The 14,640-nt window shown below is 67.5% G+C and carries 17 protein-coding genes, 1 tRNA gene and 1 pseudogene; 14 read left to right on the forward strand and 5 right to left on the reverse strand.

Annotated elements, in window-relative coordinates; all coding sequences use genetic code 11:
• The first annotated feature begins 36 nt into the window (after nt 1-36).
• Together AC1DVA_RS08420 and AC1DVA_RS08425 are read left to right on the forward strand one after the other, a co-directional pair.
• A complete protein-coding gene (locus AC1DVA_RS08420) occupies nt 37-648 on the forward strand; it encodes a LysE family translocator (protein WP_476805591.1) in 612 nt (203 codons plus the stop codon).
• A gap of 7 nt (nt 649-655) precedes the next feature.
• Complete coding sequence (locus AC1DVA_RS08425; protein ID WP_476805592.1) at nt 656-1,081, forward strand: secondary thiamine-phosphate synthase enzyme YjbQ; 426 nt, start codon at nt 656-658, stop codon at nt 1,079-1,081.
• Nucleotides 1,082-1,088: 7 nt separating this feature from the next.
• Here the strand turns inward: AC1DVA_RS08425 and AC1DVA_RS08430 are convergent, their stop codons facing one another.
• Nucleotides 1,089-1,340 carry a DUF2798 domain-containing protein gene (locus tag AC1DVA_RS08430; protein WP_476805593.1) on the reverse strand — a complete coding sequence of 84 codons (252 nt, stop codon included), beginning with the start codon at nt 1,338-1,340 and terminating at the stop codon, nt 1,089-1,091.
• A gap of 255 nt (nt 1,341-1,595) precedes the next feature.
• On the opposite strand from AC1DVA_RS08430, the gene AC1DVA_RS08435 reads away from it, so the two are divergent.
• Together AC1DVA_RS08435 and AC1DVA_RS08440 are read left to right on the forward strand one after the other, a co-directional pair.
• Nucleotides 1,596-1,883: an HlyU family transcriptional regulator gene (locus AC1DVA_RS08435; protein ID WP_265054234.1), complete on the forward strand. Its 288-nt coding sequence runs from the start codon at nt 1,596-1,598 to the stop codon at nt 1,881-1,883.
• Between the two features lie 90 nt (nt 1,884-1,973).
• On the forward strand, nt 1,974-2,534 hold the full coding sequence (locus AC1DVA_RS08440; protein ID WP_265054233.1) for a type 1 glutamine amidotransferase domain-containing protein: 561 nt from the start codon (nt 1,974-1,976) through the stop codon (nt 2,532-2,534).
• Here the strand turns inward: AC1DVA_RS08440 and AC1DVA_RS08445 are convergent.
• Together AC1DVA_RS08445 and AC1DVA_RS08450 are read right to left on the reverse strand one after the other, a co-directional pair.
• A complete protein-coding gene (locus AC1DVA_RS08445; protein WP_476805594.1) occupies nt 2,488-2,793 on the reverse strand; it encodes a ketopantoate reductase C-terminal domain-containing protein in 306 nt (101 codons plus the stop codon). The genes AC1DVA_RS08440 and AC1DVA_RS08445 overlap by 47 nt on opposite strands.
• Nucleotides 2,739-3,008, reverse strand: a pseudogene (locus AC1DVA_RS08450) (2-dehydropantoate 2-reductase N-terminal domain-containing protein); the annotation flags it as partial. The gene AC1DVA_RS08445 and the pseudogene AC1DVA_RS08450, both read right to left, overlap by 55 nt.
• A gap of 181 nt (nt 3,009-3,189) precedes the next feature.
• Here AC1DVA_RS08450 and AC1DVA_RS08455 point away from each other — a divergent pair.
• Nucleotides 3,190-4,437 (forward strand): MFS transporter, encoded by a 1,248-nt coding sequence (locus AC1DVA_RS08455; protein WP_265054231.1) that lies wholly within the window; start codon nt 3,190-3,192, stop codon nt 4,435-4,437.
• Here the strand turns inward: AC1DVA_RS08455 and AC1DVA_RS08460 are convergent.
• Complete coding sequence (locus tag AC1DVA_RS08460) at nt 4,410-4,847, reverse strand: VOC family protein (RefSeq protein WP_265054230.1); 438 nt, start codon at nt 4,845-4,847, stop codon at nt 4,410-4,412. The genes AC1DVA_RS08455 and AC1DVA_RS08460 overlap by 28 nt on opposite strands.
• A 141-nt stretch (nt 4,848-4,988) precedes the next feature.
• Between AC1DVA_RS08460 and AC1DVA_RS08465 the strand changes: the two genes are divergently transcribed.
• The 5 genes from AC1DVA_RS08465 (at nt 4,989) to AC1DVA_RS08485 (ending at nt 10,730) form a co-directional block, all read left to right on the forward strand.
• Nucleotides 4,989-5,399: an acyl-CoA thioesterase gene (locus AC1DVA_RS08465; RefSeq protein ID WP_265054229.1), complete on the forward strand. Its 411-nt coding sequence runs from the start codon at nt 4,989-4,991 to the stop codon at nt 5,397-5,399.
• Between the two features lie 310 nt (nt 5,400-5,709).
• Complete coding sequence (locus tag AC1DVA_RS08470) at nt 5,710-8,118, forward strand: methyl-accepting chemotaxis protein (protein ID WP_265054228.1); 2,409 nt, start codon at nt 5,710-5,712, stop codon at nt 8,116-8,118.
• A 115-nt stretch (nt 8,119-8,233) separates the two neighbouring features.
• Nucleotides 8,234-8,309: transfer RNA gene (locus tag AC1DVA_RS08475), tRNA-Ile, on the forward strand.
• Nucleotides 8,310-8,343: 34 nt separating this feature from the next.
• Nucleotides 8,344-9,201 carry a LysR substrate-binding domain-containing protein gene (locus AC1DVA_RS08480; RefSeq protein WP_265054227.1) on the forward strand — a complete coding sequence of 286 codons (858 nt, stop codon included), beginning with the start codon at nt 8,344-8,346 and terminating at the stop codon, nt 9,199-9,201.
• 128 nt (nt 9,202-9,329) lie between these two features.
• Nucleotides 9,330-10,730, forward strand: coding sequence for an amidohydrolase family protein (locus tag AC1DVA_RS08485; RefSeq protein WP_265054226.1), 1,401 nt, complete (start codon nt 9,330-9,332; stop codon nt 10,728-10,730).
• Nucleotides 10,731-10,828: 98 nt separating this feature from the next.
• Here the strand turns inward: AC1DVA_RS08485 and AC1DVA_RS08490 are convergent, their stop codons facing one another.
• Nucleotides 10,829-11,575: a superoxide dismutase gene (locus tag AC1DVA_RS08490; RefSeq protein WP_265054225.1), complete on the reverse strand. Its 747-nt coding sequence runs from the start codon at nt 11,573-11,575 to the stop codon at nt 10,829-10,831.
• 270 nt (nt 11,576-11,845) lie between these two features.
• On the opposite strand from AC1DVA_RS08490, the gene AC1DVA_RS08495 reads away from it, so the two are divergent.
• The 4 genes from AC1DVA_RS08495 (at nt 11,846) to AC1DVA_RS08510 (ending at nt 14,632) form a co-directional block, all read left to right on the forward strand.
• Entirely contained in the window at nt 11,846-13,342 is a 1,497-nt protein-coding gene (locus tag AC1DVA_RS08495) for a methyl-accepting chemotaxis protein (protein ID WP_476805595.1), read from the forward strand.
• Between the two features lie 52 nt (nt 13,343-13,394).
• Nucleotides 13,395-13,862 (forward strand): response regulator, encoded by a 468-nt coding sequence (locus AC1DVA_RS08500; protein WP_265054223.1) that lies wholly within the window; start codon nt 13,395-13,397, stop codon nt 13,860-13,862.
• A gap of 123 nt (nt 13,863-13,985) precedes the next feature.
• On the forward strand, nt 13,986-14,267 hold the full coding sequence (locus AC1DVA_RS08505) for an STAS domain-containing protein (protein WP_476805596.1): 282 nt from the start codon (nt 13,986-13,988) through the stop codon (nt 14,265-14,267).
• A 5-nt stretch (nt 14,268-14,272) separates the two neighbouring features.
• Nucleotides 14,273-14,632: a response regulator gene (locus AC1DVA_RS08510; RefSeq protein WP_265054221.1), complete on the forward strand. Its 360-nt coding sequence runs from the start codon at nt 14,273-14,275 to the stop codon at nt 14,630-14,632.
• Nucleotides 14,633-14,640 lie beyond the last annotated feature (8 nt).

Consider the following 14,640-nt stretch of genomic DNA (forward strand, 5'->3'; position numbering starts at 1 on the left):
AAGGCTTCCTGCGCCTCCCAGCTGTCCGGAGGCACTATGTCCCCAGAGTTCCTGCTGACCTCGCTCATCATCGTGGCTTCGCCCGGAACCGGCGCGCTCTACACCATCGCGGCGGGCCTCACGCGCGGCTCGCGGGCGAGCGTGCTCGCGGCCTTCGCCTGCACGCTCGGGATCGTGCCGCATCTGATCGCGGCGATGATGGGCATCGCGGCGCTGCTCCATGCCAGCGCGCTTGCCTTCGCCATCGTGAAATACGCCGGCGTCGCCTATCTGCTGTTCATGGCCTGGCAGACGCTCAGGGAACATGGCGCGCTCAAGGTCGAGACCAGGGCCGATCCGCGCTCGGCCTGGCGCGTGCAGCGCGACGGGCTGGCGATCAACCTGCTCAATCCCAAGCTCTCGATCTTCTTCGTCGCCTTCCTGCCGCAGTTCATCGCGGCGGGCGAGCCGAGCCCGCTGGCGCGCATGCTGGAGCTCTCCGGGGTGTTCATGGCGATGACCTTCATCGTCTTCGCGCTCTACGGGCTCTTTGCCGCGGCGATGCGCGACCGGGTGATCGGCCGTCCGGCGGTGATGGCGTGGCTGAGGCGCAGCTTCGCCGCCGCTTTCGTGGCGCTGGGCGCCAAGCTCGCGCTGACCGAGCGCTGACGCGGCGATGTCGCGACAAGCGATCCTGACGGTCGATACGCGCGGGCCGGGGCTTAACGAGTTCACCGACCGCGGCGTCGCCTTCCTGCGTGCGAGCGGGGAGGAGAGCGGGCTGCTGACGCTCTTCGTGCGCCATACCTCCTGCTCCCTGCTGATCCAGGAGAATGCCGACCCGGACGTGCAGCGCGACCTCGACGCCTTCTTCCGCCGGCTGGTGCCGCCTGCCGACGATCCGGCGATGGATTATCTCGTCCATCGCGCGGAAGGGCCCGACGACATGCCCGCCCATATCAAGGCGGCGCTGACGCCGGTTTCGCTGTCGATCCCGGTGATGGGCGGCCGCCTCGCGCTCGGCACCTGGCAGGGCATCTACCTGTTCGAACACCGGGCGCGGCCGCATCGGCGCGAGGTGGCGCTCCAACTCTCGGCCTGAGGCGCGCTCAGGCCGGCGGCGCGACGACCAGCGCGACGAGGCGCCGGACCAGGGGCAGCACCAGGATCAACGTCGGGAAGGCGACGAGCCAGGACAGCGCCCAGGAGGCGGGCCAGGTCTGCAGGAACTCGGCGGTGAGGCCGAGCGCCTTCAACGTCGAGATGCCGGAGACGACGAAGGTCATCATCACCGACAGGACAAACGGCATCACCACGCCGGCGTAGCGGGCGGGGAGGCAGCGGAGGGTAGGACGGGACATGGATCAGGCTTTCGCAAGTGGCAGGCCGTTCGGATGCATCCTGATGCGGCCGTGAGCCGAAGGGATGCGTTGCCTGACGTGAGACGCTTACGAACGGGTTCGAAGCCCGATCGCGGCTCCATAGTCGATCGGGCCGGCGCTGCCAAGCCGCTTTCACGCTGGTCTTGCCGGATACAGGCGGGTTCGACTTGGCAGCGGCCGGCGAGGGGGCTACTGCTCCGCTCCTGAAGATCACCGGCCGGAGGAGAGCGCCGCATGTCCTTCCTGAAATCGCTGTTCGGCGGCCGCAAGCCTGCCGACGACAAGCCGGCAGGTCCCGTCAAGAGCATCGAGCACAACGGCTTCACCATCCATGCCACGCCCTATCAGGAGGCCGGGCAGTACCAGCTCTGCGGCGTGATCGAGAAGGTGGTCGACGGCGAGACGAAGAGCCATCGTTTCATCCGCGCGGACCGCTTCCCGGGTCAGGCCGAGGCAGCCGATTTCACGCTGGTGAAGGGCCAGCAGATCGTCGACATGGAAGGCGAGCGCATCTTCCGCTGAGCGCTTTTGCGCCCCCCGCGACCTTTTTTCCGGGGAACGGTTCCGCGGCCCATCGGTTTCCTGATCACATCCAACGATCAGGAGAACGCCATGACCGATCTGGCCGGAAAGAAGATTCTCATCCTCGCAACGCATGGCTTCGAGCAGTCTGAGCTCGACGTGCCGCATGCCGCCCTGCAGAAGGCCGGCGCCACCGTCGATATCGTCTCGCCCGAGGCGGGCGAGATCAGGGGCTGGCAGAACAAGGATTGGGGCCGGCCGGTCAAGGTCGACCGGACGCTCGACCAGGCGAAGGCCGAGGATTACGACGCGATCGTGCTTCCGGGCGGGCAGATGAACCCCGACACGCTGCGCGGCAACGACAAGGCGCTGGCGCTGATCAAGTCCTTCTTCGAGCAGGGCAAGGTGGTCGCCGCCGTCTGCCACGGCCCGTGGCTGCTGATCGATACCGGCATCGCCAAGGGCCGCAAGATGACGTCCTACAAGACGATCAAGCAGGACCTCATCAACGCCGGGGCGAGCTGGGAGGATAGCGAGGTTGTCACCGACAAGGGCGTCGTTACCTCGCGCAAGCCGGACGACCTGCCGGCCTTCGTCGCCAAGATCATCGAGGAGGTCCGGGAAGGCCGCCACGAGCGCCGCGCTGCCTGACAGCGGCGGCTCGCCGCAATTCCCCGAAAAGCGCATCCGCGGTCCATGAGGGCCGCGGATTTTCCATTTCTGCGGCGTGGACGAGGTCGCAGAGCCGGGCATTGACCGGCGCCGCCTGCCCGAGCGTCCCGGCCTGCCGGACGATCTCGCCGTTGATCCAGTCGATCTCCGTCGGCCGGCCTGCCGCGAGGTTGCGGCCAGATCCCGCGCCGCTATGGCCGTGCCGCCGGATTTCACCGTGGCGAGGACGAGGTCGCAATCTTTGGCGATCGCCGCATCGGTTCCGAAGACGATCGCCTCCGGCGGCACATGCCAGCTGCGGCCGTCGTAATGCGAGACGGTCAGGCCGTCGCGCCGCAGCACATCGCCGATGGCGGGGCGGCCGATGAAGCGGATATCGCCGCCGGCAGCCAGGAGGCGCCCACCGAGATAGCAGCCGACCAGTCCGGCGCCGTAGATGCAGATCCTCGCCATGTCGCACGCTCCTGCCGCTCCGGTGCCCCGTCAACGCGGAGCATCGTCAAGCGCCGCCCCGGCAGGCCAACCTGCCGCGACCGCGCGGCCGCCCTGCCTCCGGTGCGCTTGTCCGGCCCGCCTCAGGCGCTAAAGCTGCCGGTAGAAGAGTCACCTCCGAACGAGTGGCTGCCGAGGAAACATGTCCCAGCCTGCCGACCGCTACCAACCGGATTCTCCTTATGCCTGGCTGCGCCTCGCCGTCGCGCTGGTGGTCGGCACCGTCGCTTGCGTCGGCTCCTGGTCGGTCGTGGTGGTGCTGCCGGCAATGCAGGGCGAGTTCGACACGCTGCGGGCCGGCGCCTCGCTGCCCTATACCTGCGCGATGCTCGGCTTCGGCGTGGGCCAGATCGTCATGGGCCGCGTCGCCGACCGCTACGGCATCTCGGTGCCGATCATCGCCGGCGCGCTGCTGCTCGCCGCCGGCTACACCGCGGCGGGCCTGTCGCATTCGCTCTGGCAGTTCGCGGCGGCGCATGGGCTGCTAATCGGGATGGGCAGCGCGGCGGGCTTCTCGCCGCTGATCTCCGACCTGTCGCACTGGTTCCGCCGGCATCGCGGGCTCGCCGTGGTCTGCGGCGCGTCCGGCAGCTATCTCGCCGGCGTGGTCTGGCCGCAAATCATCACCTGGGGACTAGCCCATCATGGCTGGCGCGCGACCCATTTCGGTATCGCCGTCGCGGCGCTCGTCATCATGCTGCCGCTGGCGCCATTCTTCCGCCGCCAGCCGGCAGCCGCGACGCTCGCGGCGGCCGAGGCGCACAGCGCGGGCGCGCGCGGCGATCTCGGCCTCAGCGCCGGACAGCTCCAGCTGCTGCTTTGCGTCGCCGGCTTCGCCTGCTGCGTCGCGATGGCGATGCCGCAGGTCCATATCGTCGCCTATTGCGGCGACCTCGGCTACGGCGTCGCCCGCGGCGCCGAGATGCTCTCGCTGATGATGCTTCTCGGCATCGTCAGCCGCATCGGCTCGGGCTTCATCGCGGACCGGATCGGCGGCGTGGCGACGCTGGCGCTCGGCTCCCTCATGCAGGGCGTCGCGCTCTTCCTTTATCTCTGGTTCGACGGGCTGCAGTCGCTCTATGTCGTCAGCGCCATCTTCGGGCTGTTCCAGGGCGGCATCGTGCCGATGTACGCCGTCATCATCCGCGAATACCTGCCGGCGAAGCAGGCCGGCGTGCGCATCGGCTTGGTCATGTCGGTGACGGTTCTCGGCATGGCGGTCGGCGGCTATCTGTCCGGCGTCATCTTCGACTATTTCAGCTCGTACCGGATGGCCTTCCTGAACGGGCTCGCCTGGAACCTCGTCAATCTGAGCGTGGTCTGCTGGCTGATGCTGCGGTCGCGGCGGGCCTCGTCGCCGGCTCAGCTCGTCGGCGCGCCGGGACGATAGGTGCCGAAGCACCAGACATGCCCTTCCGGGTCCTTGCAGATGAAGTCGCGGCTGCCATAGGGCTGGTCTGTCGGCTCCATGCAGATCTCGGCGCCGGCCTTGCGTGCGCGCTCGCAGCGCGCATCGATATCGTCGGTCGCGATATAGGGTGAGGCTGTGGTGCCGCCGAGCTCGGCGGGCCGCGAGACGAGCTTGCCGAATTCGTTGCCCTCGGACGAGCCCAGCATGATGTAGCTGCCGCCCATCCGCAGCTCGCCGTGGAGCAGGGTCTTGCCCTCCTCCGAATAATAGGCGGCGTGCTTCTCGAAGCCGAAGGCCTCGATCAGCCAGTCATACATCCGCGGGGCGTCGGCATAGCGCAACGAGATGCAGATCATTGGTTCCGGGCTGGACGGCGCGGGGCTGGGCATGGCGGCGATCCTCGTTGGCGGGGCCTCGGCGATTGTCGCCGGTAACGCCGGGCGAGGCAAAGGGTTCGGGTCACTTGCCTGCCGGCGGCAGCCTCGCCATCATCGCACTGCGGATCTCCCCGCATGCCTTGCAGGATACCCATGACCAAAGCCGACCAGCGCCATGAAGACGAGCCGCGCGGCACGCTGACCGTGCGGACCATCGCCATGCCGGGCGATACCAATGCCAATGGCGACATCTTCGGCGGCTGGGTGATGTCGCGGATGGACCAGGCGGGCGGTATCGCCGGCGTCGACCAGGCGCAGGGGCGCGTGGTCACGGTCGCGGTCGAGGCGATGACCTTCATTCACCCTGTGAAAGTCGGCGACGTGCTCAGCGTCTACACCGAGATCGAGTCGGTCGGGCGGACGTCGATGCGGATCCATGTCGAGGCCTGGGCCAAGCGCTTCCGCACGACCCTGCACGAGAAGGTCACCGACGCGACCTTCACCTTCGTCGCCATCGACGAGGAGGGCCGCCCGCGCCCGGTGCCGAAGCCGGCCGGGGATTGAGGGGCGCCCGAATTCCTAACAGGGCGTGAAGCCGCCCTCGGACAATGTGATTCAAAAGAATCCACTTTTAAGCGTTCTTTAAGCGCGCTTGGACAATGCTGCGCTCCACAGACCGGGAGGGACCCGGCCGGGGGATTCCATGTCCATTCGATGCCGCGTGCGGAACCAGCCGCCTGGCCGTCAGGCCAGGGGAGGGCGGGGATTCCCATTGCTATGACGCGATCGAACCGTCGTGGCCCGGCAGCGGCCTGGTAGACCCCGTTCCCTTGAATTCCTTCTCCAGCGTTGCGGATATCCGGAGTACGACTTCATGACGAAAGCCAAGCCCACGCGTGAGGGCGCGCCGTTGCGGATCGGCATCGCAACCCGGATCTATGCCGCCCTCGGCATGATGACCGCCTTGACCCTCGTCTCCTCCTCGGTCGCGTGGTTCTCCTACGACCGCGTCGACCAGACGCTCGCCAACCTCGTCGGGCAGAAGATGCCTGTCGTGGAGCTCGCGCTCGAGCTCTCGCAGGCGGCCACGCAGTCGACGGCGCTGGCGGCGCGCTTCAGCGAGGTCGAGACGGTGCAGCAGCGCTCGACGCTGACGGGTGAGCTCGACAAGGTCGAGGCCCGCCAGATGGACCTGCTGCGTCGCATCGCCGATCAGGGCAAGGTCGACAAGGCGAAGGCCCAGGCGGCGATCGACATGCTGTCGCGCCAGATCAACGACATCAACGACCTCACCGGCGATCGCCTGCGCAATGCATCGGAGCAGGGCGAGGCGCTCGGCCAGCTCTCGAAGGCGCGCGAAGGCTTCACCGCCCTCGCCGATTTCGAGACGGGCGATGCGCAGTTCAACGTCAAGATGAACATCGCCAGCGCGACGCAGCTCACCGGCAAGGAGGTCGAGGAAGCGCTGGCCAACATCATCGACAAGGACCTCGCCGCGCTGCAGACGGCCCAGGCGCTCCAGCTCCAGGTGAGCGAGCTCGTCGGCCTGCTGCGCGAAATCTCGCAGATCGAAAACCGCGAGAAGCTGGACAACGCCAAGGCGCGCTTCAGCGCCATCCTCGGGCAGGTTCGCGGCTTCCTCTCCGCGGCGCAGAAGCTGCAGCCCAATGCGGCGCGCGGCCAGGCGGTCAACGCCGTGATCGACCTCGGCGAAGGCCAGAGCGGGCTGATCGCGATCCGCGAGCGCGATCTCGCAACCCGCGCCGCGATCGAGACCGGCCTCAAGCAGACCCATGTCGCGGCCGAGGCCGTCCGCAGCCAGGTGAACGAGCTTGTCGGCACCGCACGCGGCGAGGCTGTCTCTTCGGGCGAGGCGACCTCCTCGCTGATCGACCAGAGCAAGCTCTGGCTCGGCGGGATCGGGCTCGGCTCGCTGCTGATCGCGCTGGCCTTGTCGCTGTTCTATGTCCGGCCGATGATCGTGGGTCGCCTCAACCGCCTCTGGTCGGCGACGCGGGCCATCGCCGACGGCGCGCTGGAGACGGCGGTCGACACCAAGGGCAATGACGAGATCTCCGACATCTCGAAGAGTGTGCTGCTCTTCCGGGATAATGCGGTGGCGCTGCGCGCCGCCGAGGTCGCCAAGATCGAGGATCAGGCCCGGGCGCAGGAGCAGCGCCAGCAGATGATGCAGGAGCTGGGCGAGGCCTTCGGCGTGGTCGTGGCTGCCGCCGCGGCCGGCGATTTCAGCCAGCGGGTCTCGGCGCAGTTCGCCGATGCAGAGCTCAATGCGCTTGCCGGTTCGGTCAATACGCTGCTGGAGACGGTGCGCGCCGGTCTGTCGGAGACCTGCGAGGTTCTGGCGGAGCTCTCGGCGGGGCATCTCTCGGCCCGCATCGAGGGGCTGTATCAGGGCGCCTTCGCCGAGCTCAAGGACGGCACGAACGCGCTTGCCGAGGAGTTCGAGAGCACGCTTGCGCGGCTTGCCGAGACCGTCTCGGCGGTGCGCAGCGCGACCAGCGAGATCCTCGACGGCGTGACCGATCTCGCCGAGCGCACCAGCGAGGAGAGCAACGCCGTCTCGATGGCGACGAACCAGCTCGGCGCCTTCGCCGGCACGGTGAAGAAGACTGCGACCGAGGCGGCCCAGGCGACCGGCATGGCGCAGGGCGCGGAGGAACGCGCGCAGCAGGGCGAGAAGGTGGTGGCCTCGGCCCTGCAGGCGATGCAGCGCATCCGCCAGTCGTCGAGCAAGATCTCCGAGGTCATCGCGATGATCGACGAGATCGCCTTCCAGACCAACCTGCTGGCGCTCAATGCCGCGGTCGAGGCGGCTCGCGCCGGCGACGCCGGCAAGGGCTTCGCGGTGGTGGCGACCGAGGTGCGCAGCCTGGCCAAGCGCTCGGCCGATGCGTCCAACGACGTCAAGAAGCTGGTCGAGGCCGCGCATGGCGACGTCAAGGTCGGCGTCGGCCTGGTCGAGGAGACTTCGGCCATGTTCGGCGCGATCGTCTCCTCGGTGAACGAGTTGACGGGGCTGATGAACGGCATCTCGCAGACCGCCCGCAACCAGGCCACCGACGTTTCGGCGATCAACACCGAGATCGACGGCATCGGTACGATGGCGCATCAGAACGCGGCGCTCGTCGAGGAGACCAACGCGGCACTGGCGCTGACCGACGAGCAGACCCGCGCGCTGACCGAGCACATCGCCCGCTTCACCTTCCGCGAGGGGCATGCCGCCGGTCATCAGGGCCGGTCGGACATGGCGACGGCGGCCTGATCCGCTTGAAAGCTCGGACGAACATGAGGCCTCGCGGCGTGCCGCGAGGCCTTTTCCTTTTGGATGTGCCCCTCCCGCCTTGCTTGCCGGCCTCGGGCGATGCTAGGCGAGTGACGGGCCGGTAGCTCAATGGTTAGAGCTCGCTGCTCATAACAGCGCCGGTGCCGGTTCGAGTCCGGCCCGGCCCACCAATATCTTCGGCGAGGTGCTGCAGGCGGCGGGCGCATGAATCGCTATCCGATGTTCAACCCGCAGCTGCTGCTCAGCTTCGTCGCGGTGTGCGAGACCCTGAGCTTCACCCGCGCCGCCGATCGCGTCTCCCTCTCGCAATCCACCGTCAGCCAGCAGGTCAGGCGACTGGAGGATCTGCTCGGCAAGCCGTTGCTGGAGCGATCCTCGCATCAGGTGGAATTGACTGAGGAGGGCGGCAGGCTGCTGAGCTACGCGCGGCGCATCATCGCGCTGAACGAGGAGGCGCATGACGCGCTGACCGGCATCTGGCGCGACGGCGTTCTGCGGCTGGGCATGCCCGAGGACTTCACGGTGCCCACCGTCGACCTGCTCGCCGCGTTCAGCCGCGAGCAGCCGCATCTGCGGCTCGATGTCACCAGCGGCCTCAGCGCCGACCTGCGCAGCGCCTATGACCGCGAGGAGCTGGACCTGATCCTGGTCAAGCAGCGCCGGCGCCAGCCGCCCCGTGCCGCCCGGCAGGAGCCCTTGCTGTGGCTGGACAGCCTGGCTCACCCCGCCATCGAACGCGCGCCGGTATCGCTCGTCGTCTTCCCGCTCAACGGGCTCTACCGCGACGAGCTTTGCCAGGCGCTCGACGGCCTCGGTATCCGCTGGCGCGTGGGTTACAGCAGCGCCAGCCTCGCGGCGCTGGCCGCCGCATCCGCTGCCGGGCTGGGCGTGACCTTGCTGCCCGCGAGCTGCCGCCTGCCCGGCCACCGAACGCTGGGAACGGCGGAAGGCTTGCCGGAGATCACGGATTTCGAGCTGGCGCTCTATTATCGCGACAACGCGCCCGCCGCCGCCATCGTGCTGGCGGAGCGGCTGGCCGGATTCTGCCGGCTGGATTGGTGAGCGAGATGCTGCCGGCACGCAGTATTGCCGTTTCGAATAGCCAGGATTGGCAAATATCGCTGCCAAGCCGAGCTGCCCAAGCGTAATTCAGGGGCGGAAACGCAACCAGCGAGGCAACGGACAAAGCCATGGAAACCGGGCATCACCACAGCCGACGGGCCTTTCTCAGCCAGACCGGAAAACTCACCACCGCCTATGCCGTCGCCGGACTGGCGAGCGGCGCCGCCCAGGCCGCGCCGGCTGCGGCCACCCCGGCACGGCCGGTGTCCGAAGCCGGTGTCGGCTCACTGACGGACCAGCACTACTGCCTCACCGATGTGCGGCTCGAGGAAGGCTTCGAGCGCGACGGCGAGGTCGTCATCGGCACGCGCACGGCGCTCTACACGCTGGAGATCAAGGCCGGAAAGATCGCCGCGCTGCATCCGGCCGGAGCGACCCTGCCTGTCGGCGTGCCCCGCTACCAGGCCCATGGCCAGCTCGCCCTGCCGGCGATGCGCGACATGCACATCCATCTCGACAAGACCTTCTACAGTGGCCCATGGCAGGCGCCGCTGCCGCGGCAGGGCAAGACGATCCTCGACATGATCGCCCGCGAGGAGAAGCTGATTCCGCAATTGCTGCCGACCTCGCAGCAGCGTGCCGAGGCGCTGATCGCCCTGCTGCACTCCAAGGGCACCACGGTGGCCCGCAGCCATTGCAACATCGATCCGGTCAGCGGCCTCAAAAGCCTTGAGCATCTCCAGCGCGCGCTGGAGAACCATCGCGACGACTTCGAATGCGAGATCGTCGCCTTCCCGCAGCACGGGCTGCTGCTCTCGAAGGTCGACGGCCTGATGCGGGAGGCGATGAAGATGGGCGTCGCCTATGTCGGCGGGCTCGACCCGACCAATGTCGACGGCGCGATGGAGAAGTCGCTCGACGCCATGTTCCAGATCGCCCTCGACACCGGCAAGGGCGTCGATATCCACCTGCACGAGACCAATCCGGCCGGCGTCGCGGCGGTCAACTACATGATCGACACCGTGGAGAAGAGCCCGGCCCTGCGCGGCAAGGTGACGATCAGCCACGCCTTCGCTCTGACCACGCTGCCTGCCGGCGCGCTGGCGGAGACCATCGGGCGCATGGCGGCGCAGCAGATGACCATCGCCTCGACCGTGCCGCTGGGAAGCCTGACGATGCCGCTGCCGCAGCTGAGCGAGAAGGGCGTCTTCGTGATGACTGGCACCGACAGCGTCGTCGATCACTGGTCGCCCTTCGGCAAGGGCGACATGCTGGAGAAGGCGAACCTCTACGCGCAGATCTACCGGGGCAGCGACGAGTTCCGGTTGTCGCGCGCCATGGCCATAGCGACCGGCGGCGTACTGCCGCTCGACGACAGCGGCAAGCGGGCCTGGCCCAAGGCCGGCGACGATGCCGCCTTCACGCTGGTCCCGGCCAGCTGCTCGGCCGAGGCCGTCGCGCGCATTCCGGAGCGCAGCGCCACCTTCCATCGCGGCCGCATGGTCTACGGCAGCGTCGGGGTCGCCTGATCCCGAGCATCCTGAGGATGACCTTGTGCCTGCGCGCAGCCGACCGGCCGCGCGCAGGCGCTTTTCTTGCTGCTTGAAACGGGTCTGTCCGCTGCGGTTCAGATCGCGAGCTTGCCGGCCTTGGCAGCGGCGTAGCGCTCGTTGACCTTCGCCCAGTTCACCACGTTCCACCAACCCTTGAGGTAGTCGGCCCGGCGGTTCTGGTACTTCAAGTAATAGGCATGCTCCCAGACGTCGTTGCCGAAGAGCACCATCTGCTTCTCCATGATCGGGCTGTCCTGGTTCGGCTTGGCGAGCAGCGCGAGCTTGCCGTCCTTGTCGACCGTGACGAAGACCCAGCCCGAGCCGAAGACGCGCAGGCCCGCCGCCTCGAAATCGGCCTTGAACTTGTCGAACCCGCCGAGGTCCTTGGTGATCGCTGCGGCGACGTCGCCCGTCGGTGCGCCGCCGGCGCCCGGGCCCATCACCTCCCAGAACATGGTGTGGTTGGCATGGCCGCCGCCATTGTTGCGCACGAGCGTGCGCAGGTTCTCGGGCAGCTGGTTGAGATCGGCGAGCAGTTCCCCGACCGAGGCCTTGGCGATGACGCCATTGTCCTTGGCCGCATTGTTGAGCGCGGCGACATAGGCCGCATGGTGGCGGTTGTAGTGGATGTCCATGGTCGCCGCGTCGATATGCGGTTCGAGCGCATTGGCCTCGTAAGCACGTTTCGGCAGCGAGAAGGGGCCGGTCGGCGCGGCCGGCGCAGCGGCCTGCGCCCAGACCTTCGGCGCGGCGGCTGCGGTCAGGGCCGATATGCCGAAGCCGAGAACGGCACGGCGCGAGAAGACCGAAAACTCTGTCATGACGTTCTCCAGTGTGAAGCTTCGTGGCTGGCATCGCCGGCGACCGCCGGCGGTGATGATCGTTGGGTCTACGTTCGAAGGTCGAGAGGGTTCCGACACGGTGCCGCCTCCCGGATCGACGGCAGTCCACCGGGCCGCCGACGGGCCGCCATGTGACGGGCCTGCCGGTTGCCAGACTGCTTTTAACGTCCGGAATGCCTTCTTAACCAGCGGTTTACCGCGTTTTACTACGGTCTGGAAGGAATTCCGTCGGTTCAGGGAACGCCTCGCATGCACGCACTGGCTCTCAAGGCCGATCTGCCGATCCTCGACGCCCCGTTCGCCGAGGTCGCGCCATCTCTCGACGCGCCGGCGCGCGCGGTTGTGGAGACGGGCGCGGAGCGTGCCGTGCGCGAGATCGCCGACCGCTTCGGCAAGCTCAGCGCCGAAATCACCGATGTTTCTGGCCGAATCGGGGACGTGACCCAGCAGTTCGAGACCCAGACCACCGGGCTCAGGCGAGTCGTCGGCGCCGTCGAGCAGGTCTCGCGCGCCAACCATGCGATTCGGCAGGCGGCGGAGGGCGCGCAGGCCGCGGCTTCCGGAGTGCGCAGCGGCCTCGAGCGGGTGACCGGCTCGGTCAAGCTCGGCCTCAACGCGGCACAGACCGATATCGAGACGCTGTCGCAGGAGGCGCAGTCGATGTCGCAGGCGCTGGCGCAGGCGGTCAGCGATGCCCACAAGGCTCGCGCCTCCAGCGATGCGATCCAATCCATCACCCGCGAAATCCAGCTCCTCTCGATCAATGCCGGCGTCGAGGCCGCCCGCAGCGGCGAGGCTGGCAAGGGCTTCGCGGTGATCGCCGCCGCGGTGAAGGCGCTGGCCGAGCAGACCCGCGAGGCGACGGCGGCGAGCGCCGCCCAGCTCGACCTGCTGGTCAAGGCCGTCAACGCGCTCTCGCGCCGCAGCCAGGAGACCGCGCAGACCGCGCAGCGCGCCCGCGAGGGCAGCCGGACGATCTCGCAGCAGATGAGCGAGTTCGACAGCTTCGGCCGTTCGGTCGTCGAGCTGATCGGCGAGATCGAGGCGGTATCGCGGCCGACGCGGGAGAATGCCGAGGCCTGCGCCAAGGCGGGGCATGACCTCGCCGGGCTGGTGGCCGGGGTCGATGCCTCGACCGATATCCTGGAGCAGGCGGTGCAGCGCACCGAGGCGCTGGTCGCGATCAGCGAGGGCATTCTCGGATCGATCGCCGCCTCGGGCGTCAGGACCGCGCAGTCGGAGCTGATCGCGACGGTGATGGAGACGGCCGGCACGATCGGCGAGATGTTCGAGGCGGCGCTGACGCGCGGCGAGGTGACGCTGGCCGACCTGTTCGACGAGGCCTATCGGCCGATACAGGGCTCCGATCCGGTCCAGCATATGACGCGCTTCGTCGCGCTGACCGACCGTCTCTTGCCGCCGTTGCAGGAAAAGCTGCTGACCTTGAACGGGCGTATCGTGTTCTGCGCGGCGGTGGACCGGAACGGCTTCCTGCCGACGCATAACCGCAAATATTCGCAGGCTCAGGGCGGCGATCCCGTGTGGAACAACGCCAATTGCCGCAACCGGCGCATCTTCGACGACCGGACGGGGCTTGCCGCAGCGCGTAATCGCAAGCCCTTCCTGCTGCAAAGCTATCGGCGGGACATGGGCGGCGGACAGTTCCTGGTGATGGAAGACCTGTCGGCGCCGATCCTGGTGAAGGGTCGGCACTGGGGCGGTTTCCGGTTCGGGCTGAAGGTCTAGCCTATTCCATGCCGGCCCGCGGAGTTGAGTAAGCGAGTTCCGAGTCAGCGCCATGCATATCGCGCCATCCTTCCCGAACCTGTCGGTGCTGCTCATCGACCCGAGCCCGCATTACCGGCGGCTCATCCGCACGATGCTGTATCAGACGCAGCTCAACCGCATCTTCGAGGCCTCGGACCTGTCGTCGGCGGCGACGACGTTCCTGCAGAAGCAGCCGAACATCGTCATCCTCGACTGGGACATTCCCGATGGCGGCAGCGTCAAATGCCTGGCCGCCATCCGCTCCTTCAAGACCTCGCCCTTCGCCAAGGCGCCGGTGCTGGTGATGATGGAACGGCCGGACCGCCGATCGGTCCTGCAGGCGGCGAAGCTCGGCGCGCATGAGATCATCACCAAGCCGATCTCGCCGAACAACCTCTGGCTGCACCTGTCGGGCATCATCAACATGCCCCGGAAATACCGGGAAGCGAACGGCAAGATCACGCTCGTGCCGCGCGCCATCAGCAACAGCATGTTCTGATCCCCGCCGCATCGCCTCGCAAATGTCGTGAAAGCGACACGAGTGTTGACGAGCAGCTCAGCATTTAGCGAAGTTTTTACCAGTTTGTTGCGATGCTCCGGGAGCAATCCTGGGTCGCCCTTCATGGTCATAACCGTTTCGCTTCCGCCCTTCCTCGGTCGTTCCGAGGCTGCGACGTTCCGTAACCAGCTGCTCGTCGCGCTTGAGCAGAAGGAGAGCGTCGCTGTCGAATGCGCCGAGGCCGGCCCGCTGCCGAGCCTCTGGGTCCAGCTCCTTCATTCCGCAGCTTCCAGCGCCAAGGCGCGGGGGCTTTCGGTCACGCTCAAGGCGGCTTCCTCGGAATGCCGCGAATCCTTGCGGGCGATCGGCTTCGATGCCGCTCACAGCGCTCTCGTTCTGGAGTGACAGGCATGAAGATCCTGGCCATCGACGATACCAAGACCCTGCTCAGCCTGCTGAGCCTGACATTGCGCAATGCCGGCCACGAGGTGGCCGAGGCCGAGAACGGCGAGGACGGGCTGAACAAGTTCGACCAGTTCAAGCCCGATCTCGTGATCACCGACCTCAACATGCCGATCATGGACGGCATCGAGTTCACCCGCGCCTGCCGCTCGCGGCCGGCCGGCCAGAACACCCCGATCATCGTGCTGACGACCGAAAACGGCGCCGAGATCAAGGCCGAGGGCCGGCGCGCCGGCGCCAGCGCCTGGATGGTCAAGCCGTTCGAGCCCAATACGCTGCTCGGCCTCGTCGCGCGCTACCAGAACTGAAAGTTGGC

It is taken from the genome of Allobosea sp. P4_C6 (genome assembly GCF_056402015.1).